Raw genomic sequence first — 25,144 nt, 5'->3', positions numbered from 1 at the left:
AAATTTTCCGTCGTTAACTCACCTTGCCGTACTTACTGAGGAAAGCGAGGCTTTCTGCATCTCCAGCCTCAAAAGGTCTCCCAGACCTTTTGAGCTGTCTTCGGTTCGTTGCCTCGGCTAATTTCGATTTTCATTGAGTATCGGCTTGCTATTATTATTTATAATGATTATAATTAAGCTAGAAAAAATGAAGATGAGGTGGAGATTACCATGAGCAACTTCAAAAGACTTTTACTGGTCTCTTTGGTCGGGCTAGTAGCCCTGACGCTGACCTTTGGCTTTGGTCTCGGACACTTGGCCTATATTCTGGTAGCCATTTCAGGTGGGATTATGTCACTCTCCATGTTTTGGGGGATGATTCAGACCCTCAGGGAGGGGCGATACGGGGTCGATATTCTAGCTATCACAGCCATTATTGCCACTCTAGCTGTCGGTGACTATTGGGCTAGCTTGATTATTCTGGTCATGCTGACCGGTGGCGAAAGCCTAGAAGACTATGCTAGTCGTAGGGCCAGCCGAGAGTTGACCAGTCTTCTGGATAATACGCCTAAACTGGCCCACCGCATGGTCGGATCCGATGTTGAGGTCGTCGATGTCAATGACCTACAAATTGGTGATATCGTTCTGCTAAGACCTCAAGAAATGGTACAGGTTGATGGGGAGATTCTAGATGGACGGTCTGACTTTAATGAATCCTCCCTGACAGGAGAGTCTAAGGCTGTTGAAAAAGGACCTGGTGACAGGATTATGTCGGGTTCGCTCAATGGCTCGGATGCCATCCAATTCAGAGTTACTGCCATGGCTAAGGATAGTCAATATCAACAGCTGGTCAAATTGGTCAAGGAGTCACAAGGCAACACAGCTCCCTTTGTTCGTCTAGCCGATCGCTATGCTGTGCCTTTCACCATCTTTGCTTATCTAATTGGGGGTCTGGCCTGGTTTGTCACCAAGAATCCTGTTCGCTTTGCCCAAGTTTTGGTTGTTGCTTCACCCTGTCCCCTGATTTTGGCGGCTCCAATCGCTCTGGTAGCTGGCATGAGTCAATCTTCTAAGGAAGGTATCATTGTCAAAAATGGGACGGTCTTGGAAAAGCTCTCTAAGCTTAAGACTGTAGCCTTTGATAAGACTGGGACCATTACCCAAGGCAATCTCCAAGTTGATCAGGTTGTGCCAGAGGGTGTCAGCCAGGAAGAACTCTTGACCTATGCTGCTAGTATTGAGCAATCGTCTTCCCATGTCCTAGCTCAAAGCCTAGTGGCCTATACTCAAAGTCAAGGAATTAAATTATTACCAGTTAGTGATATTAAAGAAATCACAGCCCAAGGGGTGCAGGGCATTTGCCAGGATAGCCTCATCTCAGTCGGGAAGATGGCTTTGATGCCTGAGCTAAGCGAGGAGCAAAAAACTGATAAAACTTGTGTCTATGTCTCTAAGGATGGTCAGTATATCGGTCATATCACCTTTAGCGACCGCGTCCGGCCGGAAGCTAAGAGGACGATGGAAGAGCTTAAAAATCTAGGGGTCAGCCACTTGGTCATGCTAACGGGTGACCGTAAAGTAATTGCGGATAAGATTGCTCAAGAGGTCGAGATTACTGAATTCCATGCGGACTGTCTACCTCAAGATAAGATTTATTTTCTTAAGGCAGTCGCTCCAGACCAGCATCCCGTCCTTATGGTTGGCGATGGGGTCAATGATGCTCCAGCTCTAACAACTGCGGATATAGGGATTGCTATGGGGGCTAGTGGTTCCAGTGCTGCTAGTGAAAGTGCCGACGCTGTCATTCTTAAGGACGACCTTAGTAAGGTAGTCCAAGTTATCAAGATCGCTAAACACACTATGTCTATTGCCCGTCAGTCGGTCCTGCTTGGGCTAGCTGTATGTCTGGTGCTCATGTTGATTGCCGCGACCGGTGCCATTCCCACCCTTATCGGAGCCCTACTCCAAGAGGTTGTTGATACGGTGGCCATCCTTTCGGCCCTGCGAGCTCATAGCAAGGCTTAATAAGTAAGACTTCTAAGGGTGTGAGATCCCCATCGATGGTTTTAGGCTGTCGATCTACTGGTCTCGCATTCTTTTTTGCCCAATTTTTAAAATGCTTTTCGAATAAACGGATAAGGAGGGCAAAAAAATATTACAAAAAAGTTACAAAAATGTTGCATTTGTTGCGAAACTTGCTTATAATAAGGGTGAAAAAATAGAAAGGAGTCACCTTCCATGAAAAAACTACAGAAAATCTCAAGCCTGCTGATGTTAGCTCTAACCAGTCTTCTCCTCTTGGGAGCTTGCCAAAAGAACAGCTCCAAGAGCAAAACGGATCATTCCGCTAGCTCCAGTCAGACTAAACAAGGACAAAACAGCACTCAGGGTCAAGCAGGTTCTCAGTCTTCTTAGTCCCAAGCTCCTGCACCATCATCTAGCCAGGGACAAACCCCTCCTCAATCTCAGACCAATTCTAATGTTAATGTCGCTGCAGTGGCCAAGGGGGACCTTTCTAGTATCGCTGGCACCTATACGGGTCAAAATGGGGCCATCAACTTCACCGTCAATGCTGAAGGTACTGGCACTATCAGTAAGTCGGATGGCGACTTCCAATGCCAATTCAGTAACTACCAACAAAACGGTCAGTCAGCTAGTTTCACCAATCAATACAGTTGGAATTACTACGTTGTCCCAGCGGGCGTGGCAACTCCAGCTGGTGCTCAAGCCGCTAGTCAATGGGATGACAGCAACCGTGACCGCCTCATCGTCATTGGTGAAGGTGTTAATGTCTTCTTTTTGAGTTAAGATGTTTAAGCAGGTTCAGTGAATCTGCTTTTTTATATTCTGGTAAGGAGGAAAAATTATCTAATATTTTCTAAATAGACAAAAAGATAAGAGATTAAAATAAAAATTAAGCGTGCTCGTTTCCCAATTGTAAAAAAATTAGAAGAATTCAATTTTGACTTTCAACCAACTATAAATGCACAACAAATTAAAGAATTTTCAACAATGTCATTTCTTAATAATCAACAAAACATTATTTTTCTTGGTAGTCCGGGTGTTGGCAAGACCCATTTAGCAATTGGATTGGGTATTGCAGCATGTGAACAAGGGATTAGAACATTATTTATTAATTGCCATGAACTAATTTTACGTTTAACTAAGGCTCAAGAGAAAGGCCACTTGGAGAGAGTAATCAGGCGTTATGAAAGGTATGATCTTCTAATAATCGATGAATTAGGATACTTACCTATTGCGTCGGAAGTCGCCAACCTATTATTTCAATTAATAAATGGTCGTTATGAACGCAAATCCACGATCATAACGACCAATATCCCATTATCAAGTTGGGGAACCATATTACATAATTCTATAGCAGCAGAAGCAATTTTAGATCGGTTGGTTTATCATTCCCATGTCATTAAAGGGAAATCATATTGACTAGCTTCTACGCAAAGATAAATCGCCAAAGTCATACATTTTTATTCCGCCATAATATGACAATTTTAAACCGCCCTTGACAATTGAGAAGAATTAACATAGAATAGTCAGTGTAGTTAGAAACTCAGAAAGTAGGGCAAATACTATGAGTATGCTGAAAGATATCCATGATTACGTAAAAAAGAATTACGAAGCGGGAAACTATGATGATGCCAAGGCAGCCTATACTTCTTGGAAAACCGAGAATAACCAGCAATCTAATCTAACCGATTTTGAAATGGGTATCCAAAAAGCCCAAAGCGATTATAAAAAAAGCGGGATATTTGCGATCTATCCAAAGCTAGCAATTGATGTCGCAAACAAATTATTTAATGACAAAGCTTTTGAAATCAGTGAATTTATTCGCGGATATAATTCGGAAAAAGAAAAAATCAAAAAACATTAAAGTTATAGGCTTATAATTTCTTTGATGTAGACGAAAAGTCATAATTAATTAACAATCGTTGGACGAAACTTTAAACTGTCTTCTGGGTGGTAATAGTTCGGTAAATTGCCGAACTATTACCACCCATTTTTTCACTTAAAATGATACATCTTAAGCAGCCTTCTTCGGTCATGAGTCGTGTCGTCCTTATTCTGATTATTCTTTTTTAGGTGTCCTTACTCGTTACTAACATAGATTGTAGACTCCAATTTTTGGTAGTGTAAAATAAGTTGTGTAAACACAAAAAGGAATAAATCCGTTATAGTAGAGTTGCGAAACATTACTAGAAAGAGATTTATTCCTATGACACAGTTTACCACAGAATTGCTTAACTTCCTAGCCCAAAAGCAAGATATTGATGAATTTTTTCGTTCTTCTCTTGAAACAGCTATGAATGATCTACTTCAAGCAGAATTGTCAGCCTTTTTAGGGTATGAACCTTACGATAAAGTAGGCTATAATTCTGGGAATAGTCGTAATGGAACGTATTCACGGAAATTTGAAACCAAATATAGGACTGTTCAGTTGAGCATTCCTAGAGATCGTAATGGAAACTTTAGTCCAGCTTTGATCCCTGCTTATGGGCGTTGTGATGACCACTTAGAAGAGATGGTTATCAAACTCTATCAAACCGGCGTAACGACTCGAGAAATTAGTGATATTATCGAGCGAATGTATGGTCATCACTATAGTCCTGCCACAATTTCTAATATCTCAAAAGCATCTCAGGAGAATGTCGCTGCTTTTCATGAGCGAAGCTTAGAAGCCAATTACTCTGTTTTATTTCTTGATGGAACCTATCTTCCATTAAGACGTGGAACCGTTAGTAAAGAATGTATTCATGTCGCACTTGGCATTACACCAGAAGGACAGAAGGCTGTTCTTGGATATGAAATCGCCCCAAATGAAAACAATGCTTCTTGGTCCACCCTGTTAGACAAGCTTCAAAATCAAGGAATCCAACAGGTTTCTCTTGTAGGGACCGATGGCTTCAAGGGGCTTGAGCAGATATTATCAGTCAGGCTTACCCATTAGCTAAGCAACAACGTTGCTTAATTCATATTAGTCGAAATTTGGCTAGTAAGGTGAAGCGATCTGATCGGGCAGTTATTCTGGAGCAATTTAAAACGATTTATCGTACTGAAAATTTAGAAATGGCAGTACAAGCTTTGGAGGACTTTATCGCTGAATGGAAACCAAAGTATAAGAAAATAATGGAAAGTCTGGAGAATGCGGATAATCTTTTAACTTTTTATCAGTTTCCTTACCAGATTTGGCACAGCATTTATTCGACAAACCTCATTGAGTCTCTCAACAAAGAAATCAAACGTCAAACGAAAAAGAAGGTTCTTTTTCCTAACAAGGAGGCTCTGGAACGTTACTTAGTTACTTTGTTTGAAGATTATAATTTCAAGCAAAGTCAACGAATCCATAAAGGGTTTGGCCAATGTTCTGACACACTTGAAAGCTTATTTGATTAACACTCCGTAACTCTACTTGAGTGTTTACACAAAATTATTGACAGTATCAAGCTTCTTAAAAACAAGAAGTATAATCTAAAATTTACTGTGTTTACACATAGTTATTTCTAATGAATAGCATACAATGTCCTCTAATTTGTAAAAAAAGGCTAACTATTGCTACTTTTTCTAAGCGTGGTTAGTTCATTTTACTGCATATATATGATAGTTACCCGTGGTGTTAGTTAGAATAAAAATAGCTCAATTATAAGTCAGTATAATCTGTTCCAACATTAGTTGTAGCCCTGCTACGTCTCTAGCCAATATGTATTCCATTTCAAATAAGCGACAGAGTTCAGAAAAAAGCGTGTTTCAATGGTTCTACGCCTAGCTAGTAACTCCCAATTGTTATGCTCGGTTGACCCCTGCATATTTTGTCGCCAAGGTGTCCATAAGTGATATCCCTTTTTGATTAATTCCTCTTTGAGGGACTAACTAAGGGAACCTAAGTCTCCTAGAATAAAGGGTTGTCTACAATCTTCAAGTAAGTCGTCGACAGCTCTGCTATCATGAACAAAGGCTGGAGTGATAACGTAGTTCAAAATATAGCCTGATAAGCTCACTAACATATATACCTTAAAGCCATAAAACCACAGCCGTTTGGAAGCATTGTAGCCAATATCTGCTAAGCTATTAAAGATTTTAACTCTGTGGTTGCAAATAGATTGACAAAGGGTCAGGGGAAAGCTATCAATAATAACAATGGTATCCGCTGGTATTTGTTGGTTCAAGCTTTGTCGAATCAACTGAATGAGCCAAATCAGATTTTGGGATCGACGATTGAAGCGACTTCTTTGATTTTTGCACTTACAGTATAGTCCAATTGGGCTTTTTTCGTAACTTTTTAACTAGCACCACGGGTAAAAATATATTTGCATATGCTGCTATATATTATAAGAAGAACAATCCAGACTCGAAAATTCTAAATACTCTATGTAATTCACTAGATACAGATTCTAAAGCTATTTATGATGGAGAATTAGAGATGGGAAATAGTGTTATCGATGTAATAAAGAAAGATTTGTATACCAAGCTAGTCCGTAATTATATAGATTTTTTACCTAACTAGTACATTTTAAATCTAAAAAATACTATCAATATATGATGATTAGAAAATAACAAAATATTTTTTTAACCCGAATTGTCAAGTTAAGTGCAACAGTTGTTATCTGATACCAAGTTGAAGAGGGGCTAGGCTGTTTGGGCTAGCCCAAACAGGGTTTTCGCCGTTTGATAGTTGAGTAGTCTTCTTGGTCTTTGGTTGATAGCTAAGGTCGCCTTAGCTAAATCCTCAGCTGTGAGAGTCTTGAGCGACTTACCTTTAGGAACGAACTCTCTAAGTAAGCCGTTGAAGTTCTCATTTGTCCCACGTTCGTATGAGGAGTAAGCATGGGCATAATAGATTTGAACACCTTCTAGCTCATTCAAGGCGGCAAATTCTGAACCGTTATCAGCCGTGATAGACTTAATAGGGTAAAGTCCCATCAACTCTTTAACAGCCTCATTGACAGTCGCAGCTGTCTTACCAGCCAGGTAAGCTGTAATAGCGTAGCGGGTTTTTCGCTCAACCAAAGTCAAGATAGAAGGTTCTCCAGCTTTCTGAGTCCCTAACACGGAGCCAATTTCCCAATGTCCAAATACAGAGCGGTCATTGATGGTTTCTGGCCTCTCTTCAATGGAGACACCAAGGTGTTTCTGCGTTGAAGAGCGCTTCTTAGTCTTTTTACGAAGCCGTACAGCTTTAGGTAAATCAATGGCCTTAATAGCTAGCAAGCCTTGATGACTATAGTTGTAAAGGGTTTTGGTACTTGGAACGGTTTCACTTGGGTGTTCCTCCTTATAAGCATAAACAAAGCTGTCTACACTATGAACTCTGGGAGAGGCCTTCATGGCTTCTTCAAAGGCCTTTAGAAAGTGCTCAGATACCTTTTCGAGTTTGAGGTAGTAAATTCCTCGTTGCCCTTCAACGTAACGCCTTTGAGCTAGGTCAGCAAAGTAGTGGTCAAAGTAGACCTTTTTACCATTTACCTGCTTGACTTGTTTTGTCGTCCCACGCTTGATTTCACGTGAAATGGTGGAGCGACTTCTTCCCAAACGTCTAGCGATCTCAGCTGGTTTCACCCCTTCTGATAGGAAGGCCTCAATTTTTCCTCGTTCTACCTCTGAGAGGTGGCAATAGGGTTGTTTTGTGGTACAATTTGTGGTGGACATGCTTATCTCTTTCCTTATACTTTGTTTCGCAACTTTAGTATATCAGATAAGCTTGTCTTTTTTTGTTGCACCTCATTTTACAACGGGGCGTATTCTTTTAACTTCGATTTTGAAGCAGATTCCAAAGCATATTCGCACTCTTTAGCATGAGGTGATTTAGGATGGCTCGATAAATAGATTTTTCCTTTTTTCTCGTTTATCACTAAATCCACATCGTAACAACCAGGACAAAATAATTGGTTTTCATACTTAAGTTTTGTCCCAGCTTTATCCTTTTGATATTCCTTTTGTAGCTCATGAAGTTCTAGTCTCTCATGATCGTAAATACAGTATTGAAATTTATTTTTTGTAAACATAATAATCCTTTCTACTTATCAACAATTAAATCTTGCTTTAAAAAATCTGAAATGTGTAGTTATCTAAAAACAAACATCTAATTTTCAAAACAACACAAAAACGCTCTAGACAATATGACTAGAGCGTTTTCTATATATCCGAACATCTAATTTATTTCACAAAAAATGTAGTCAAAAATGTAGTCATTCGGTTGATTTTTATTGCAATACTATGAAATTTGAAAATTCAAGAATCGCGTTAAATCAAGGTTTTTTCGTTTCTACTGAAACGTAATGACCCACTATTTAACCTCAGTAAACACAACGTGTTTGCGAAGTTTTGGTGAATATTTCTTCAATTGAAGACGGTCTGGAGTGTTACGTTTGTTTTTTGAAGTAAGGTACAAGCGTTCACCAGATTCTTTGTGTTCAAGTGTAATATTTACGCGCATGGTATCTCCCTTCTATTATTCCGCTGCCTTAGCTTTAGCGATTTTACGTCCCTTGTAGTAACCCTTGAGGGATACGCGGTGAGAACGTGAGTAATCTCCAGTTGTTTCATCAAATTTAACAGTTGGAGCTGTCAATTTGTAATGAGTACGACGTTTATTCTTTTTAGATTTTGACGTATGACGTGCAGGTACTGCCATGATACTTCCTCCAATTATTCTTAAATAATAATGTCTTGATTTTCATCAACTTTAGTATAATAGCATATCTTTTTTGTAAAGTAAAGTTACTTGACAAGGTTTCTCATAAAATTTCCTCTAGGCTTTTAAAAATAGCTTGAAAAATGGTAAAATGAAAGAGATTTTATCTGTCTAGAAAGGAAAAGAGGTCAACTGACGAGTTGATGTGAACGCGTTCTAAAATTTCGGAAAGAAGGTAAATCATTTTGAAAATCCTGATTTTTAGTGATTGCCCATTTCCTAAGAGAGTTTATGGCCTCTTCTGTATCATGTTATGAAACTTCAAAAACCAAAAGGGACCCAGGATATCCTACCAGCTGAGAGTGCTAAGTGGCAGTATGTGGAAAATGTTGCACGTGAAACCTTTAAAAAATACAACTATGGAGAAATCCGCACACCCATGTTTGAGCACTATGAGGTTATCAGTCGCTCGGTAGGGGATACGACGGACATCGTCACCAAGGAAATGTATGACTTCCATGATAAGGGCGACCGCCACATAACCCTGCGACCAGAAGGAACGGCCCCAGTTGTCCGCTCCTTTGTGGAAAACAAGCTCTTTGCTCCTGAGGTGCAAAAGCCGGTCAAGATGTACTATATCGGCTCTATGTTCCGTTATGAACGGCCCCAGGCTGGTCGTCTGCGAGAATTTCACCAAATCGGGGTGGAGTGCTTTGGCTCCAGCAATCCTGCTAGCGATGTGGAAACTATCGCCATGGCCTATCAGCTCTTCAAGGAGCTGGGTATCAGGGAGGTGACCCTTCACCTCAACAGTTTGGGCAATACTTCTAGTCGTTTGGCTTATCGTCAGGCTTTGATTGACTACCTGACCCCGATGAAAGACAGTCTATCCAAGGACAGTCAACGTCGCTTGGAGGAAAATCCCTTGCGGGTGTTGGATTCCAAGGAAAAGGAAGACCAAGTAGCGGTAGAAAATGCACCTTCTATCTTGGATTATCTGGATGAGGAGAGTCAAGCGCATTTTGAGGCGGTTCGTCAGATGCTGGAAAGCTTGGCCATTCCTTATGTCATCGATACCAATATGGTGCGTGGTCTGGATTACTACAACCACACCATTTTTGAATTTATGGCCAAGGTTGGTGACTCTGATTTAACCATCTGTGCTGGCGGTCGTTATGATGGTCTGGTTGACTACTTTGATGGCCCCGAGACTCCTGGCTTTGGCTTTGGCCTAGGCTTGGAGCGCCTGCTTCTGATTTTGGACAAGCAAGGGATTAGCCTGCCGGTTGAAGAAGGCTTGGATGCCTATATTGCCGTTCTTGGCCAAGCTGCTAACGCTAAGGCCTTGGAATTGGTCCAAGCCCTGCGGGCTCAAGGCTTTAAGGCCGAACGCGATTACTTGGGGCGCAAAATCAAGGCCCAGTTTAAATCGGCTGACGCCTTCAAGGCCAAAACACTCATCACTCTCGGTGAAAGTGAGCTGGAGTCTGGCCAACTGACTGTTAAGAACAACCAAACTCGCCAAGAACTTGAGACCAGCTTGGATACTATCAGCCAAGACTTCGCTGGGATTTTGGAGCAATTAGGCTATTAGAGGAGTAAGCAGTGACAAGTATTGAACAGTTATTAAACGAGGAGCAGACCTTTAGCCTGTCTTTCCAGAGGGATTTGCCCTTGCAATTTCAAGAGCAGTTCTGGCAGATGATTGCCTATTTGGATCGCCATGAAATTCCCTGGTTCAATGGGGAAAAGGCCAGCGACCATTTTATGTGCCAGCAATTTTTGGGCCAACAGTGGGACCATGATTATCAAACAGTCGTCTTGGTCTTTAAGCCCACAGAGCGTTTTCTGGGTTGGCAGTATGACGAAGAGACGGATGAATGGGGTATCTCCATTCAAGATATCTATGGCTTTAGCTGGAACCATCTAGCTGACGAGGCCGACTACAGCTTTGAAGAAATCGCCGAATTTCAGGAGGAGTTCGTCGACACCAGCAATCTCCTAGCTCTTTTTGGTAAGAAGTAGGAACAAGTCTAGCTAAATTCTTAGGCCAAGCTCCAGCCGCCTTAAAGAAGCCTGAGCAAACTAGCTTGAAAAACTCCGCCCAATGGGTGGGGTTTTACTATGCTTTTTGCTATAATAGGTAGGAATGTAAAAAAGACCCAAGGAGAAAGGAATAAGCCCTGCCGGTTGGACCAGGGCTTGGGAGAAACAATGAAACGTAGTATCTATGCCGGACGTGTTCGCTCTGAACATATTGGAAGTCAACTGACCCTCAAGGGTTGGGTGGGCCGTCGCCGTGACCTAGGCGGTTTGGTTTTTATTGATCTGAGAGACCGTGAAGGGATTATGCAGCTGGTCATCAATCCAGAACAAGTCTCTAAGGAAATCATGGATAAGGCTGAGAGCCTAAGGACCGAGTACGTGATTGAGGTGACAGGCACCGCTCAAGCCCGCGAGCAAGCCAATGATAAGTTGGCAACAGGAGCTGTGGAACTGCAAGTCAGCGACCTAGTCATTCTCAACACTTCTAAGACAACTCCTTTTGAAATCAAGGATGATGCGGAAATGACCGATGATAATCGTCTGCGTTACCGCTATTTGGACTTGCGCCGTCCAAGTATGCTCAAGAACCTCAAACTGCGGGCCAAGGTAACCCACAGCGTTCGCAACTACCTAGATGAGCTGGAATTCATTGATGTGGAAACACCCATGTTGACCAAGTCAACACCAGAAGGGGCCAGGGATTACTTGGTGCCAAGTCGGGTTAGCCAAGGCCACTTCTATGCCCTTCCTCAGAGTCCACAAATTACCAAGCAGTTGCTGATGAATGCTGGTCTTGACCGTTACTATCAAATCGTCAAATGCTTCCGTGACGAAGACTTACGGGGGGACCGCCAACCTGAGTTTACCCAAATTGACTTGGAAACCTCATTCCTAGATGAGGAAGAAATCCAAGAAATTACCGAAGGTCTAATTGCTCGGGTCATGAAGGAAACTAAGGGGATTGATGTAACCCTACCTTTCCCAAGAATGGCTTATGATGATGCCATGAACAATTATGGGTCTGACAAGCCAGATACCCGTTTTGACATGCTTTTACAGGACTTGACAGATACTGTCAAGGACATTGACTTCAAGGTCTTTGCCCAAGCTCCAGCCGTTAAGGCTATTGTGGTTAAGGATGCAGCTGATAAGTATTCTCGTAAAGCCATTGACAAGTTGACAGATGTCGCTAAACAATATGGGGCCAAAGGTCTAGCTTGGGTCAAGTATATGGACGGCAAAGTGACAGGACCTATCGCCAAATTCTTGACAGCGATTGCTGATAAGTTGACAGAGCGTTTACAGTTAGTTGACAATGATTTGGTCCTCTTTGTGGCCGATAGTCTAGAAGTCGCTAACACCACCCTGGGTGCCCTGCGGACACGCCTAGCTAAGGAATTAGACTTGATTGACCAAAGCCAATTCAACTTCCTCTGGGTGGTTGACTGGCCAATGTTTGAATGGTCGGAAGAAGAGGACCGCTACATGTCAGCCCACCACCCCTTCACCCTGCCAACTCAAGAAACAGCCGACCAACTGGAAGGCGACCTGTCCAAGGTCAGAGCGGTTGCCTACGATATTGTCCTCAACGGCTATGAATTGGGTGGCGGTAGCTTGCGGATTAATCACAAGGATCTGCAGGAGCGCATGCTCAAGGCGCTTGGCTTTAGCCAAGAATCTGCCAATGAGCAATTTGGCTTCCTGCTAGAAGCCATGGATTACGGCTTCCCACCACATGGTGGACTGGCTATCGGTCTGGACCGCTTTGTTATGATTTTGGCTGGCCAAGACAACATTCGTGAAGTCATTGCCTTCCCTAAGAATAACAAGGCTTCTGACCCAATGACCCAGGCTCCTAGCCTGGTTGCCCAAAAACAATTGGAAGAACTAGCTCTGCAAGTGCAAGACCATGACTAAAAAAACACAGCCTAAACGCCAAATCAAGTATGCGGTCGGTAAGGCAGCTAAGAAGGTTGGTCTCTTACATGCGGTCCGCAGTATTTCGCGGGAAAAGTATGCCGAGAAAATTTCGGCCTCGCTCTTTTATGGGATTTTATCCAGTATTGCGGTCAATTTCTTCTTTCAACCAGGCCACGTCTATTCCAGCGGGGCGACTGGTTTGGCTCAGGTCCTATCGGCTCTGAGTGACCGCTTTGTCGGCTTTGTGATACCGGTTTCGGTAACCTTTTACACCATCAATATTCCGCTGATGATTTTAGCCTGGTTCAACTTGGGCCACCGCTTTACCATTTTTACCTTCATCACGGTAACGATCAGTTCCTTCTTTATCCAAATCATGCCCCAGATTACCTTGACAAGTGATCCCTTGATTAATGCTATCTTTGGTGGTCTGGTCATGGGGACGGGGATTGGCTATGGACTGCGGTCGCGGATTTCTAGCGGAGGAACCGACATTGTCAGCCTCTATATCCGTAAGAAAACGGGGCGGGCTGTCGGCAGTATCTCCCTCATGGTCAATGGAACCATCATGATATTTGCTGGTCTCCTCTTCGGCTGGCAGTATGCCCTTTATTCCATGGTGACCATCTTTGTCTCCAGTCGGATGACAGATGCCATTTTCACCAAGCAAAAGAAGATGCAGGCCACGATTATTACCAGCCAGCCTGAACGAGTAACCAAGCAAATTCATAAGCGACTGCACCGGGGCGTGACCCAAATTAATGATGCCGAAGGCACCTACAATCATGAGAAAAAAGCGGTACTGATTACCATCATCACCCGAGAAGAATTTAATGATTTCAAATATGCTATGCGAAAGGCTGACCCCAAGGCTTTCGTTTCTGTTGCTGAGGATGTCCGTATCCTAGGACGTTTTGTGGAAGATGACTAGAATAATACTCTTCGAAAATCTCAAGATACATCAAGCAAAGCGTAATCGGCTTTTCTTTTCTCGAGTCGCCTGGTTAACTCACTTTGCCGTACTTCAGTACAGTCTGCAGTTCGAACGACACCTCATATAAGTCGGTCGTTTCTACCAACTTTATGAGGTTAGTGAAGAAACTAGTCAGTCAACCATAGTTGCTGACGTTCTATTAGTTAAACGATAGTTTTCACTAATAGATGGTTCTTTCTTCGTCTGTTTTCAATTTTCATATAAGTACAAAATAGGACTATCGGATTTTTCGATGGTCTTAAAAGTTTCCTTCTAGGCTACAATAAAGGCTTTTCAGTTACATAATAAAAAGTGCTCTAATAAGTAAGTGTCTGTAGCAACTATAATTTCATCTATTTTAGGATATTTTTAATTGAAGGTTAATTAAAATGAAAGAAAATTATACATTAGATTTCAAAAACGTCACACAATTATTGATTTTTTAATTTTAACCCTTAATTTTTTGAAAAAAACATTAAAATAAAGATATTAGTCGGCTAGTAAAATAATTTTAAAGGAGAATGTTTATGAATTCTTTAGCTTTTGAACAATTTGAACTTATGGACACTGAAATGCTTGCTAGCATTGAAGGTGGAGTCAATTGGGATCGTGTCTTCGGTGGTGCTACAGTTTATGGTGCAGCAACTATGGCCGTTTGTATGGCTACTGGTCCAATTGGTTGGGGAGCAGGAGCAGCTTATCTAGGTCTTCGTGCAGCTTCAGGTGCCTACATTGGTTATGGTCTAGCAAGCTAAGCATCTGTTAAATCAATCTACGTTTTGAGGTGGTTATCGTGAGAAGAAAAAGTTCTTTTATTATTTGTACAGCTTTGATCATTATAGCAAATGGTCTTATGATATCAGTAATTAACAATGGTGAAGAGAAACTTTCAAACCTGCTTGTCATAGCACTTGCATTGCTTTGTTTCCCAGGATTTTTGTGGGCAATTAACAATGAAATGACTTCACTTATCAGGCTTGAATCCTCATTATTGCTTCTTCTCGCTGTTCTCTCTATCATGCGTTTAATTAACAGAATTGATCCTTTTCCTGATATGGTGAACACCCCTGTAGCTCTTGTAGCTTTCGGTTTGACGACTTTGCTACTGGTTGCTGGGATTGCCAGATGGATCAGCAAAAATAAGAGGGATTGATTCACTAATACTCAATGAAAATCGAAATTAGCCGAGGCAACGAACTGAAGACAGTACTGGGGTACGGCAAGGTGAGTTAACGACGGAAAATTTTGATTTTCGAAGAGTATAAAAACTTAAGCGAGACTAAGGACTACTTTGAAACTGTCCATTGATCTGAGACAAACTTCATTTGAGGTTTGTCTTTTTTTTGAGTCCATTCAATACAATAGAAAGTTAGACATGAATTCATAAGAAAAGCCCAGAGAAGATCGTTAATAAATCAAGAATCTTCTCTGGGATGATTTGTGGTATTTTAAGTTCTTATAAGCTCTAGTTTACATTTCATCTGGTGCATCCACGCCCAGAAGACGCAGGGCTTCTTTGAGAACCAGTGCCGTTGTATAGCTGAGAGCTAGACGGCTGTCACGCTCTGGACTCTGGTCCAAGATACGATTGTGGGCATAGTATTTATTGAAAGCCTGAGCTAGGCTGATCGCGAATTTAGCAATGATAGAGGGCTCAAAATTATCGGCAGCTCGTTTGATAGCAGCAGGGAAGTTTTGAATGAGCTTGATAATTTCCCAACTTTCAGCATCATCTAAATAGTAGCCGACAGCTGGATCGGCCTTAAAGTCCGCCTTGCGAAGGATGGATTGAATACGAGCATAGGCGTATTGGACATAGGGGCCAGTTTCCCCTTCAAAGGAAACCATGGCATCCAGATCAAAGTCATATCCATTGAGGCGGTCAGTCTTGAGATCGTAGAACTTAATCGCTCCGACACCGACAGCTTGGGCAACGGCCTCTTTATTAGGGAGGTCGGGGTTCTTGGCTTCAATTTGGTCACCAGCCCGCTTGATGGCTTCGGCGATGGTTGGCTCCAAGAGAATGACATTGCCCTTACGGGTTGAGAGCTTCTTGCCATCCTTGGTCACCAGGCCAAAAGGAACGTGGGTGATGTCATCTGACCAGTCGTAGTCCATCTCCTTGAGCACAGCCTTGAGCTGTTTGAAGTGGGCCGCTTGTTCGTTGCCGACCACATAGATGGACTTGGCAAAATCATAGGTCCGCTTACGATAGAGGGCCGCCGCCAAGTCCCTTGTGATATAGAGGGTGGCTCCGTCTGATTTCTTAATGAGGGCAGGGTTCTCAATACCGTATTTATCCAGCTTAACAACCTGAGCGCCTTGGGATTCCTGGAGGAGATCCTTATCTTCCAGGAGAGTAACAACTTCGTCCATCTTGTCATTGTAGAAGGCTTCGCCATTATAGCTGTCAAACTGGACTCTCAAAAGGTCATAAAGTCGGTTGAATTCCACCAGGCTTTCATCACGGAACCATTGCCAAAGACTGATGGCTTCTTGGTCACCTGCTTCTAGTTTGCGGAACCAGTCCCTAGCTTCTTCATCCAGTTCAGGCTGGCTCTCGGCTTCCTTATTGATGCGGACGTAGAGTTTCAGGAGCTCATTGATGGGGGTGGCCCTGACAGCCCCTTCATCGCCCCATTTTTTGTAGGCGACAATCAGCATGCCAAACTGCTTGCCCCAGTCCCCTAAGTGGTTGATTTTAACAGATTTATAGCCGATTTTTTCAAAAATTTTAGCCAGGCTGTCGCCGATAACGGTCGAACGCAGGTGACCGACAGAGAAGGGCTTAGCGATATTAGGACTGGACATATCGATGGTGATATTTTTGCACTGGCCTAGTTCTTGCTGGCCATAGTCCTTGTCCTTGGCAATGACCTCAGCTAGAACGGCCTGGGAAATTTCCTGCTTGTTGAGGAAGAAATTGATATAAGGACCGACTGCTTGGACCTTTTCAAATTTATCGGACTGGATTTTTTCAACCAGTTCGCTGGCAATGGCTTGGGGAGCCTTACGTAAGACCTTGGCCAAAGAAAAAACTGGGAAGGCCAAGTCTCCCATGCTAGAATTTTTAGGAACTTCCAATAAATTAACAATCGCCTCCAGCTCCATATCGGGCAGGGCAGCCTGGATTTCTTGAGCGATAATAAGTTTACTATCCATGTGATTCTCCTGTGAAAGTATTCATTTCATTGTAACATAAATAGCTTGATTTTGCTGGGGCATTTGGCAAATTTCATCCGACTTATCTAGGGTGAAAAAGCCAATCCTTTTTGTTATAATGGGTAAGGTATAAATTGAGAGATTTAGAGGATGACATGAATAAAATTGAACGTCAAAATAAGATAAGAGCCATTATTCAAGAGGAACGAGTGGGAACCCAAGAAGAAATCAAGGCTAGCCTGGCACGGCAAGGGATTGCCGTCACCCAAGCTACCCTGTCTCGGGATTTGCGAGAGATTGGTCTGCTCAAACGTCGCGATGAAAATGGAAAGCTCTATTATAGCTTGTCAGCCGAGGAGACTTCCCATCTGTCGGATGTGGCCAGGGACTATATTAAAAAGATTTCACGAGCTAGTTTTATTCTGGTTCTTAGTACAGAGCTGGGAGAAGCCGATGTCTTGGCTAATATCATTGATCGAGAAGGTCGCAGTGATATTCTGGGAACGGTTGCAGGTGCTGATACCCTCTTGGTTATCTGTCAAGATGCAGTCAAGGCTCAGACCATTGAGGAAGAATTGAACTAATGACGGATTTAAACCAAGCTGTAAAAAAACTACAGACCCTCATGGCCCAACATGAGAGCGTTGAGGCCTTTCAAGCGGTGCAGGCCAAGGTAAAGGCCCAGCCAAATTTGAATCATTTGGCTCACGACATGAAGACCTATCAGCAGGAGGCAGTTCTCTACGAAAAACTAGAAAAAAATCGGGCAGCCGACCAGTCAGGTCAGGCTGCCGATCGCTTAAATCAGGAACTTTCGAACCTCCCCTTGGTACAGGACTACCGTTCCAAAATGCAGGATGCTAGTGATCTTCTGCAGTATGTGACCAAGAGTTTGGAAGAAAAGATTAACGAAGGATTAGCAAATGGCAAAAGATAAAATTTCTCCAGGGATGCAGCAGTATTTAGACATCAAAGAATCCTATCCGGATGCTTTCTTGCTTTTTCGGATGGGGGATTTTTATGAGCTCTTCTATGACGATGCGGTCAAGGCGGCTCAGATCTTGGAAATTAGCCTAACCAGTCGCAATAAGAATGCCGACAATCCCATTCCCATGGCGGGCGTGCCCTATCACTCAGCCCAACAATATATCGATGTTTTGGTTGACTTGGGCTATAAGGTGGCCATTGCTGAGCAGATGGAGGACCCCAAGAAGGCTGTCGGTGTGGTCAAGCGTGAGGTGGTTCAGGTTATCACCCCAGGGACAGTAGTTGATTCCAGCAAACCTGATAGTAGCAATAATTTTCTGGTTGCCATTGACTACCTGGACGGTATTTACGGCCTCTCCTATATGGACCTCTCAACTGGGGAATTTTATGCCACCAGTCTGACAGACTTTACGGCTGTCCGTAGTGAAATTCAAAACCTTAAGGCCAAAGAAGTTGTCCTAGGTTTCGATTTGAATGATAAGCAGGAGGAGGCATTGACCAAGCAGATGAACCTCCTCCTATCGCCTGAAAAGGAAGTTTATGAGGACGTCCAGCTAATTGGTCCTGACCTATCAATCGTAGAGGCTCAAGCAGCCGGCAAGCTCCTCCAATATGTCCACACAACACAAAAACGGGAGCTCAGCCACCTGCAAGGTCTTGTCCACTATGAAATCAAGGATTTCTTGCAGATGACCTATGCCACCAAGACCAGTCTGGACCTTTTAGAAAACGCTAGAACCAGCAAGAAACATGGCAGTCTTTTCTGGCTTTTGGATGCCACTAAAACAGCCATGGGGATGAGACTCTTGCGGACCTGGATTGACCGCCCCCTAGTCAGTCGAGAGAAAATCCTGGGACGCCAAGAGATTGTTCAAACCTTTTTGGATAACTTTTTTGAGCGCAGTGACCTGACTGACAGTCTAAAGGGGGTCTATGATATTGAGCGCCTGGCTAGTCGGGTTTCTTTCGGCAAGGCCAATCCCAAGGACCTCCTGCAACTGGGCCACACCCTGTCTCAGGTTCCCAAAATCAAGGCCATTCTAGCTAGTTTTGCTAGCCCCATTTTAGACCAATTAAATGAAGCCATTGATGCCCTACCAGAATTGGAGAGTCTAATTGTTTCTGCCCTTGACCAGGATGCACCAGCCACCATCACCGAAGGGGGCATGATTAAGACTGGCTTTGACCAGCAGCTGGACCACTACCGGCAGGTTATGCGGGAAGGAACCACCTGGATTGCCGAAATCGAAGCCAAGGAGCGAGCAGCCAGCGGGATTTCCACCCTCAAGATTGATTACAACCGCAAGGATGGTTACTATTTCCATGTGACCAATTCCAATCTTTCCCTAGTACCAGACCATTTCTTTCGCAAGGCAACTCTGAAAAATTCTGAGCGGTTTGGAACTGCTGAACTAGCCAAAATTGAAGGTGATATGCTGGAAGCGAGGGAGCACTCGGCAACCCTTGAGTACGATATCTTTATGACCGTCCGCAATCAGGTGGAAAAATACATCCAGCGCCTGCAAGACCTGGCTAAAAATATTGCAACTGTGGATGCTCTGCAAAGTCTAGCTGTTGTCGCTGAAAATAATCATTATGTGCGACCCCAGTTCAATGACCAAGAGGTCATTGACATTCAAGACGGTCGCCATGCTGTTGTCGAAAAGGTCATGGGAACCCAGGAATACATCCCCAACACCATAACCTTAGACCAGGATACCGCTATTCAGCTGATTACGGGTCCTAATATGAGTGGGAAATCCACCTATATGCGCCAGCTAGCCCTGACTGTTGTTATGGCCCAAATTGGCTCCTTTGTGGCCGCTGAGTCAGCCAATTTGCCAATTTTTGATGCTATCTATACACGGATTGGGGCAGCTGATGACCTGATTTCTGGTCAATCCACCTTCATGGTTGAGATGATGGAGGCCAACATGGCCATCCAGCGGGCCAGCAGTCAGTCCCTTATCCTCTTTGATGAATTGGGTCGAGGCACCGCCACCTATGACGGAATGGCTCTAGCTCAAGCCATTATCGAACACATTCACGACCAGGTAGGGGCTAAGACCTTCTTCGCCACCCACTATCATGAGTTGACAGAACTGTCAACTAGCTTGACACATCTGGTCAATGTTCATGTAGCGACTCTGGAAAAGGATGGGGATGTCACCTTCCTGCATAAGATTACAGCTGGTCCAGCCGATAAGTCCTACGGGGTTCATGTTGCGAAAATTGCAGGGCTCCCCAAGGACCTCCTTCAGCGGGCCACCAAAATATTGACGGATTTAGAATCCCACTCGGTCAGCCTGACCAGCCAAGAGGAAGCTTCTGGGCTTGACAGGACTGTCAAGCAGGAAACAGACAATCAGCAGCTATCACTCTTTGAGGTGGCTGAACCCAATGACAAGTTAGCTCAGGCTCTCCAGAATTTGGATGTGGTCAATATGACCCCAATGGAAGCTATGAATGCCCTCTTCGAATTGAAAAAAATGTTATAAACCTAAGCCCTACTTGTCCCAAAAGATAAGGGGCTTTTTTGCAAAAATCAAAGTGTGAATTAATACTCATACTAAATAAAAATCAGATAAACTCACTTCGCCAGTCGCTAATAAACCTGAATAATTGACAGAGTTTTTCGTTTTGGAGTTTCAGCTTTTGAATTTAACTCGGCATAAAATTTTAGAAGGATTTACCCACTTTCTCAAAATAGGGTGATAGTCCATTCTGTGCTATAATGGTACTATTAACGTTTAAAAATTCGCTGGCTTATCTAAAAAAGTCTGTCGAGAAATTTTTAAACCATTGCGAGGTCTTATGTCAAAAATTATTGAATTGCCAGAGGTTCTGGCCAACCAGATTGCTGCTGGTGAAGTTGTTGAGCGACCCAGTAGCGTTGTCAAAGAACTAGTCGAGAATGCTATTGATGCGGGGAGCACGCAGATTACGGTTGAAATAGAAGAGTCCGGTCTCAAGAAAATTCAGGTGACCGACAACGGCCAGGGGATTGAAAATGACGATGTCGCCCTTAGTCTGCGTCGCCATGCCACCAGCAAAATTAAAAATCAGGCAGACCTCTTTCGAATTCGCACTTTGGGATTTAGGGGAGAAGCCCTGCCTTCCATCGCCTCAATCAGCGATTTGACCATAAAAACAGCGGTAAAGGGAGCTGACTACGGAACGCTTCTGGTCGCCAAAGGGGGAGAAATCCTCTCCCAGGAGCCTATCAGTACTCCTGTGGGTACCAAGATTACGGTTGAGGACCTCTTTTTCAATACTCCAGCCCGCCTCAAATATATGAAATCTCTGCAAGCCGAATTGGGCCACATTGTTGATGTTATCAATCGGCAGAGTCTGGGTCATCCTGAAATTGCCTTCATCCTCATTAACGAGGGGCGTGAGTTGACCAAGACAGCTGGAACAGGTGACCTCCGTCAGGCTATCGCAGGAATTTACGGTCTCACTACCGCCAAGAAGATGGTTGAAATTTCCAATAGTGACCTAGATTTTAAAGTTTCGGGCTATATCAGCCTGCCTGAGTTGACTAGGGCAAACCGCAACTACATCACCATACTTATCAATGGTCGTTACATCAAAAATTTCCTCCTTAACCGAGCCATTTTAGATGGCTATGGCTCCAAGCTTATGGTTGGTCGCTTTCCTTTGGCTGTCATTGATATCCAGATTGACCCCTATCTAGCCGATGTCAATGTCCATCCAACCAAGCAGGAAGTCCGTATTTCTAAAGAAAAGGAGCTCATGCAGCTCATTCGCGAGGCTATTGCTGAAAGTCTGCGGGAGCAGGATTTGATTCCAGATGCCTTAGAAAATCTGGCCAAGTCTAGCGTCCGTAAGGTAGAAAAGCCTGTTCAAACCAGCCTGCCTCTCAAGCAGACCAGTCTCTATTATGACCAAAAGCGTCAAGACTTCTTCCTTAAATCAGACAATCAAATAGCAGAAAATCAGTCAGGCCCAGCATCTGAGCCTGTCAATCAAGTTGACAATTCTGTCAAGTCCGTTTCCTCATCTACCTCCGTCAAGCAGGCGCAACGCCCTCAGCCTGAAGGCCAAGATGGGGAACACCCTGACATTGACTTCTCAAAGAAGGCCCAAACTCACAAATTGATGGACCGTTTAGACCGGGAAGAAAGTTCTGCCTTTCCTGAATTGGATTATTTTGGCCAGATGCAAGGGACCTATCTCTTTGCCCAAGGTCAAGGTGGCCTCTACATTATTGACCAACACGCTGCCCAGGAGCGGGTCAAATACGAATACTACCGAGAAAAAATTGGGGATGTTGACAGTTCTTTACAGCAGCTCTTGGTTCCCTATCTCTTTGAATTTCGAGCGGAAGATTTTATCAATCTCCAGGAAAAAATGCCCCTTCTCAACCAAGTAGGTATCTATCTTGAGCCCTACGGTAATAATACCTTTATCTTACGGGAACATCCTATTTGGATGAAGGAGGAAGAGATTGAATCGGGCGTCTATGAGATGTGCGATATGCTCCTCTTGACGAACCAAGTTTCCATCAAGGTTTACCGGGCTGAGTTGGCTATCATGATGAGCTGTAAACGTTCAATCAAAGCCAACCACGCCCTAGATGATTACTCTGCCCGCAATCTCTTGGTTCAATTATCCCAGTGTAAAAATCCCTATAACTGCCCTCACGGTCGACCTGTACTGGTTAATTTTACCAAATCTGATATGGAAAAAATGTTCCGTCGGATTCAAGAGAATCATACTAGTCTGCGGGAGCTGGGGAAATATTAAGCATATCAAGGAGGGCTAACCATGATGGGTGCAAAGACTCGGCAGATAACTTTTATGATGATCTACCTCATTTGCTTTGTGCTAAACCCTCTTCGGTTTTTGCCAGTATCGGGTGATGCCCGTTAATTGTTGAATTTCGGACTTTATATTCTCGTGTCTATCTTTGGCTGCTGGGTTTTTTAAGGATGATTTGCAAGGAGCTTGGTCAAAATTCAGCAAGCGCATTTGGCCTTCTTTGGGCATGATCGCCTTGCTTTTTGGGCTAGTTTTTCTAGGACAGATTTTCAGTAATCTTTTGATGGGAATTCTTTATCAAATTGTCAACCTTACAAAGGAAAAAGGGCTCAATCAAGCCACCGTAGAGCGATTGTTGACCAATCGCCAATCGCCAGCTATTTCTTCCGGCTGTATTTTCCATTGCAGTGACCGGTCCTTTTATCGAAGAATTAGTCTTTCGGAAATCCTTGATGGATACAGGAAGGAAATTCACGTCTATTCCCCTTATTATCATCCTACAGGCACTTTTATTTGCGGCAATTCACATGCACGCCTTACAAATTTCGGAATTCATCAGTGTCATCCCACAGTTGATAACAGCGCTTATTTGGGGAATTTTCTATAGCAAGACAGACCAGATTTTTTATCCAGTCACTGTGCATATACTCATAAATACAATCGGAATCCTAGTGGTCTGCCTGATTTGAGACCTGTTAAAATCCACAAGAGCGGATTTTTCTTTTGAGCAAATCCCTATCTAGATCCAGTTGAGATGGCAAGGGCTTAATCAGATTCTAAAACCAAGCGAGACCGAAAACAACAAGAATATGCTATACTGAGAAGGAACAATAAAAACAGAAAAAAAGAGGAATCCATGTACGACTATCTCAAAGGCATTCTGACAAAGATTACAGCAAAATATATCGTGATTGAGGCTGGTGGTCTTGGCTATATGGTCAATGTTGCCAACCCCTATTCCTTCTCTGACCAGATGAACCAAGACATTCAAATCTATCTCCACTACGTGGTGCGTGAGGATGCCCAACTGCTTTATGGTTTTCACAACGAGGAAGAAAAAGCTGTTTTCCTCAATTTGATTTCTGTCTCAGGTATCGGTCCAACCACCGCCCTAGCTATCGTTGCCGTCGATGATAATGAGGGTCTGGTCGCTGCCATTGATAATAGCGACATCAAGTATCTGACCAAATTTCCCAAAATTGGCAAAAAAACAGCCCAGCAGATGGTTTTGGACTTGGCTGGCAAGTTTGTCGAAGTCCCTCAAGCAGATGGCAAGACCAGCCCACAAGCTCAAAGCACCAATCAAAATCTGAACGAAGCCATGGAAGCCCTTCAAGCTCTGGGCTACAAGGCCAGCGAACTCAAGAAGGTCCGTGTCTTTTTCGAAGGAACCGACGAAACCGCAGAGAATTATATCAAGTCAGCTCTGAAGATGTTGATGAAATAAAATGCTTGCAAGGCGACTAGGATACGATAGATCTTCGAAAGTCACCCCTTGAGTAGATAACCCTAAGAAGGGACTTATCAGAGGGGGTCACCTCCTTCTTTTCAATTTGTAAGAAGAAAGGCCCTCAGAGTAGCTGGGAAGGGCCTAGGAGAAAGGATAATTCTATGAATCGCTGTGGCTGGGTCAAGATGACCAACCCCTTATATATCACCTACCATGACCAGGAGTGGGGGAAGCTCCTGCATGATGATCGATCCCTTTTTGAGTTGCTTTGCCTAGAAGGTTATCAGGCCGGTCTGTCTTGGGAGACTATTCTCAACAAACGCCAAGCCTTCAAGGAGGCCTTTCATAACTATGATATTGACCGAGTCGCCCAGATGAGTGATGAGGAGCTTGACAGCTTGCTTGACAATTCTGACATCATTCGCCACCGAGCAAAACTCTACGCCACCCGTGCCAATGCCCAGGCCTTTCAAGCTATTCAAGAGGAATTTGGCTCCTTTGACCGTTATATTTGGTCCTATCTTAACTTTACTCCCCTTGTCAACCAAGTTGACAGTTATAAGGACCTACCTGCCCAAAACGACCTGTCCCAGAAGATTGCCAAGGATCTGAAAAAACGTGGCTGTAAATTCGTTGGCCCAACCACCATTTATTCCTTCCTAGAAGCAGCTGGACTCATCAATGACCACGAGAATGGCTGTGACTTTAAATAAAAACGGACCTTCGCAAATCCGAAGGCCTATTTTTATTATCTCCTTTGGAGAAATAATTTTATTTCGTAAGCTAATGTGAAAATCGTTGCAATCAAGAAGCCCAGCATAAAGATTCTGTGAACCAAGGCAAAATAGGCAATATAGATAAGCGTTGCCAGTAGATAGGCAAGAATGAGATAGTGCCATTTTTTAATCTGATTATCTCGAACAACTTTTTCTTTGATGGCCTTGTCCTCCTTGATTAGCTTCTCTAAACTGGTATGAAAAGTTTCGCTGATAGTTAACAAGTTACCAATATCAGGTAAACCGACTTCTGACTCCCACCGAGCAATGGCTGAACGAGAAACATGGAGCTTTTGAGCTAGATCATCTTGAGTTAGTCCGTGTTTCTGACGGATTTCCTTAAGAACCTGAGAGACTTTCATAGCCCCTCCTTTCAACCTTATTTTACAGAGGTCTAGGGCTAGGAACAAGAAGTTTTCTTA

The 25,144-nt window shown here is 43.4% G+C and carries 22 protein-coding genes and 4 pseudogenes; 18 read left to right on the top strand and 8 right to left on the bottom strand.

Annotated elements, in window-relative coordinates; genetic code table 11:
- The first annotated feature begins 210 nt into the window (after positions 1–210).
- The 5 genes and pseudogenes from DYE66_RS01600 to DYE66_RS01580 all read left to right on the top strand — a co-directional run bounded on the left by DYE66_RS01600 (position 211) and on the right by DYE66_RS01580 (position 5,388).
- The gene (locus DYE66_RS01600; RefSeq protein WP_002999674.1) at positions 211–2,004 is read left to right on the top strand and encodes a heavy metal translocating P-type ATPase; all 1,794 of its coding nucleotides are present in this window, start codon (positions 211–213) and stop codon (positions 2,002–2,004) included.
- 213 nt (positions 2,005–2,217) lie between these two features.
- Positions 2,218–2,787, top strand: a pseudogene (locus DYE66_RS01595) (hypothetical protein).
- Between the two features lie 93 nt (positions 2,788–2,880).
- Positions 2,881–3,423 (top strand): annotated as a pseudogene (gene istB, locus DYE66_RS01590) (IS21-like element helper ATPase IstB); the annotation flags it as partial.
- Between the two features lie 145 nt (positions 3,424–3,568).
- Entirely contained in the window at positions 3,569–3,868 is a 300-nt protein-coding gene (locus DYE66_RS01585; RefSeq protein ID WP_002999483.1) for a hypothetical protein, read from the top strand.
- 342 nt (positions 3,869–4,210) lie between these two features.
- Positions 4,211–5,388, top strand: a pseudogene (locus tag DYE66_RS01580) (IS256 family transposase).
- A gap of 220 nt (positions 5,389–5,608) precedes the next feature.
- Here the strand turns inward: DYE66_RS01580 and DYE66_RS01575 are convergent.
- The 5 genes and pseudogenes from DYE66_RS01575 to rpmF all read right to left on the bottom strand — a co-directional run.
- Positions 5,609–6,224: pseudogene (locus tag DYE66_RS01575) on the bottom strand (IS982 family transposase); the annotation flags it as partial.
- Positions 6,225–6,618: 394 nt separating this feature from the next.
- Complete coding sequence (locus tag DYE66_RS01570) at positions 6,619–7,638, bottom strand: IS30 family transposase (protein ID WP_002999487.1); 1,020 nt, start codon at positions 7,636–7,638, stop codon at positions 6,619–6,621.
- Positions 7,639–7,715: 77 nt separating this feature from the next.
- Complete coding sequence (locus DYE66_RS01565) at positions 7,716–7,994, bottom strand: hypothetical protein (protein WP_002963324.1); 279 nt, start codon at positions 7,992–7,994, stop codon at positions 7,716–7,718.
- Between the two features lie 281 nt (positions 7,995–8,275).
- Positions 8,276–8,425, bottom strand: a complete 150-nt coding sequence (gene rpmG / locus DYE66_RS01560) for a 50S ribosomal protein L33 (protein WP_001265622.1) — start codon at positions 8,423–8,425, stop codon at positions 8,276–8,278.
- A 15-nt stretch (positions 8,426–8,440) separates the two neighbouring features.
- On the bottom strand, positions 8,441–8,623 hold the full coding sequence (gene rpmF / locus DYE66_RS01555) for a 50S ribosomal protein L32 (protein ID WP_002963325.1): 183 nt from the start codon (positions 8,621–8,623) through the stop codon (positions 8,441–8,443).
- A 313-nt stretch (positions 8,624–8,936) separates the two neighbouring features.
- Between rpmF and hisS the strand changes: the two genes are divergently transcribed.
- From hisS to DYE66_RS01525, 6 genes are all read left to right on the top strand, one after another.
- Positions 8,937–10,217, top strand: coding sequence for a histidine--tRNA ligase (hisS, locus tag DYE66_RS01550; protein ID WP_002999688.1), 1,281 nt, complete (start codon positions 8,937–8,939; stop codon positions 10,215–10,217).
- Between the two features lie 11 nt (positions 10,218–10,228).
- Entirely contained in the window at positions 10,229–10,648 is a 420-nt protein-coding gene (locus DYE66_RS01545) for a hypothetical protein (protein ID WP_002999692.1), read from the top strand.
- Positions 10,649–10,837: 189 nt separating this feature from the next.
- Positions 10,838–12,586 (top strand): aspartate--tRNA ligase, encoded by a 1,749-nt coding sequence (aspS, locus tag DYE66_RS01540; RefSeq protein ID WP_002999663.1) that lies wholly within the window; start codon positions 10,838–10,840, stop codon positions 12,584–12,586.
- Positions 12,579–13,520, top strand: a complete 942-nt coding sequence (locus tag DYE66_RS01535) for a YitT family protein (protein WP_002999708.1) — start codon at positions 12,579–12,581, stop codon at positions 13,518–13,520. The genes aspS and DYE66_RS01535 overlap by 8 nt, the downstream gene beginning before the upstream one ends.
- A 569-nt stretch (positions 13,521–14,089) precedes the next feature.
- Positions 14,090–14,317 carry a ComC/BlpC family leader-containing pheromone/bacteriocin gene (locus DYE66_RS01530; protein ID WP_002999605.1) on the top strand — a complete coding sequence of 76 codons (228 nt, stop codon included), beginning with the start codon at positions 14,090–14,092 and terminating at the stop codon, positions 14,315–14,317.
- 38 nt (positions 14,318–14,355) lie between these two features.
- Complete coding sequence (locus DYE66_RS01525) at positions 14,356–14,715, top strand: hypothetical protein (protein ID WP_019784525.1); 360 nt, start codon at positions 14,356–14,358, stop codon at positions 14,713–14,715.
- Positions 14,716–15,032: 317 nt separating this feature from the next.
- Here the strand turns inward: DYE66_RS01525 and argS are convergent, their stop codons facing one another.
- The gene (gene argS, locus DYE66_RS01520; RefSeq protein ID WP_002999506.1) at positions 15,033–16,724 is read right to left on the bottom strand and encodes an arginine--tRNA ligase; all 1,692 of its coding nucleotides are present in this window, start codon (positions 16,722–16,724) and stop codon (positions 15,033–15,035) included.
- A gap of 155 nt (positions 16,725–16,879) precedes the next feature.
- Between argS and argR the strand changes: the two genes are divergently transcribed.
- The 4 genes from argR to mutL all read left to right on the top strand — a co-directional run bounded on the left by argR (position 16,880) and on the right by mutL (position 22,481).
- Entirely contained in the window at positions 16,880–17,308 is a 429-nt protein-coding gene (argR, locus tag DYE66_RS01515; RefSeq protein WP_044123929.1) for an arginine repressor, read from the top strand.
- Positions 17,308–17,661, top strand: coding sequence for a YlbF family regulator (locus tag DYE66_RS01510; RefSeq protein WP_002999541.1), 354 nt, complete (start codon positions 17,308–17,310; stop codon positions 17,659–17,661). Before argR ends, DYE66_RS01510 begins: the two co-directional genes overlap by 1 nt.
- Positions 17,648–20,209, top strand: coding sequence for a DNA mismatch repair protein MutS (gene mutS, locus DYE66_RS01505; RefSeq protein ID WP_002999722.1), 2,562 nt, complete (start codon positions 17,648–17,650; stop codon positions 20,207–20,209). Before DYE66_RS01510 ends, mutS begins: the two co-directional genes overlap by 14 nt.
- A 316-nt stretch (positions 20,210–20,525) precedes the next feature.
- Positions 20,526–22,481, top strand: a complete 1,956-nt coding sequence (mutL, locus tag DYE66_RS01500) for a DNA mismatch repair endonuclease MutL (RefSeq protein ID WP_002999504.1) — start codon at positions 20,526–20,528, stop codon at positions 22,479–22,481.
- A gap of 271 nt (positions 22,482–22,752) precedes the next feature.
- Here the strand turns inward: mutL and DYE66_RS10945 are convergent, their stop codons facing one another.
- Positions 22,753–22,899, bottom strand: a complete 147-nt coding sequence (locus tag DYE66_RS10945) for a hypothetical protein (protein ID WP_002999575.1) — start codon at positions 22,897–22,899, stop codon at positions 22,753–22,755.
- A gap of 4 nt (positions 22,900–22,903) precedes the next feature.
- Here DYE66_RS10945 and DYE66_RS01495 point away from each other — a divergent pair, with 4 nt between their 5' ends.
- The 3 genes from DYE66_RS01495 (at position 22,904) to DYE66_RS01485 (ending at position 24,659) form a co-directional block, all read left to right on the top strand.
- On the top strand, positions 22,904–23,185 hold the full coding sequence (locus DYE66_RS01495) for a CPBP family intramembrane glutamic endopeptidase (RefSeq protein ID WP_241208455.1): 282 nt from the start codon (positions 22,904–22,906) through the stop codon (positions 23,183–23,185).
- Between the two features lie 167 nt (positions 23,186–23,352).
- A complete protein-coding gene (gene ruvA, locus DYE66_RS01490) occupies positions 23,353–23,943 on the top strand; it encodes a Holliday junction branch migration protein RuvA (protein WP_115324813.1) in 591 nt (196 codons plus the stop codon).
- Between the two features lie 164 nt (positions 23,944–24,107).
- Entirely contained in the window at positions 24,108–24,659 is a 552-nt protein-coding gene (locus DYE66_RS01485; RefSeq protein ID WP_002999657.1) for a DNA-3-methyladenine glycosylase I, read from the top strand.
- Positions 24,660–24,694: 35 nt separating this feature from the next.
- Here the strand turns inward: DYE66_RS01485 and DYE66_RS01480 are convergent, their stop codons facing one another.
- Positions 24,695–25,084 carry a helix-turn-helix transcriptional regulator gene (locus DYE66_RS01480; RefSeq protein WP_002999549.1) on the bottom strand — a complete coding sequence of 130 codons (390 nt, stop codon included), beginning with the start codon at positions 25,082–25,084 and terminating at the stop codon, positions 24,695–24,697.
- Between the last annotated feature and the right edge of the window lie 60 nt (positions 25,085–25,144).

It is taken from the genome of Streptococcus downei MFe28 (assembly GCF_900459175.1).
GTDB classification, from domain to species: domain Bacteria; phylum Bacillota; class Bacilli; order Lactobacillales; family Streptococcaceae; genus Streptococcus; species Streptococcus downei.
Note: the sequence above shows the minus strand (reverse complement) of the source record. Positions and strands in the feature narration are given on the sequence as shown.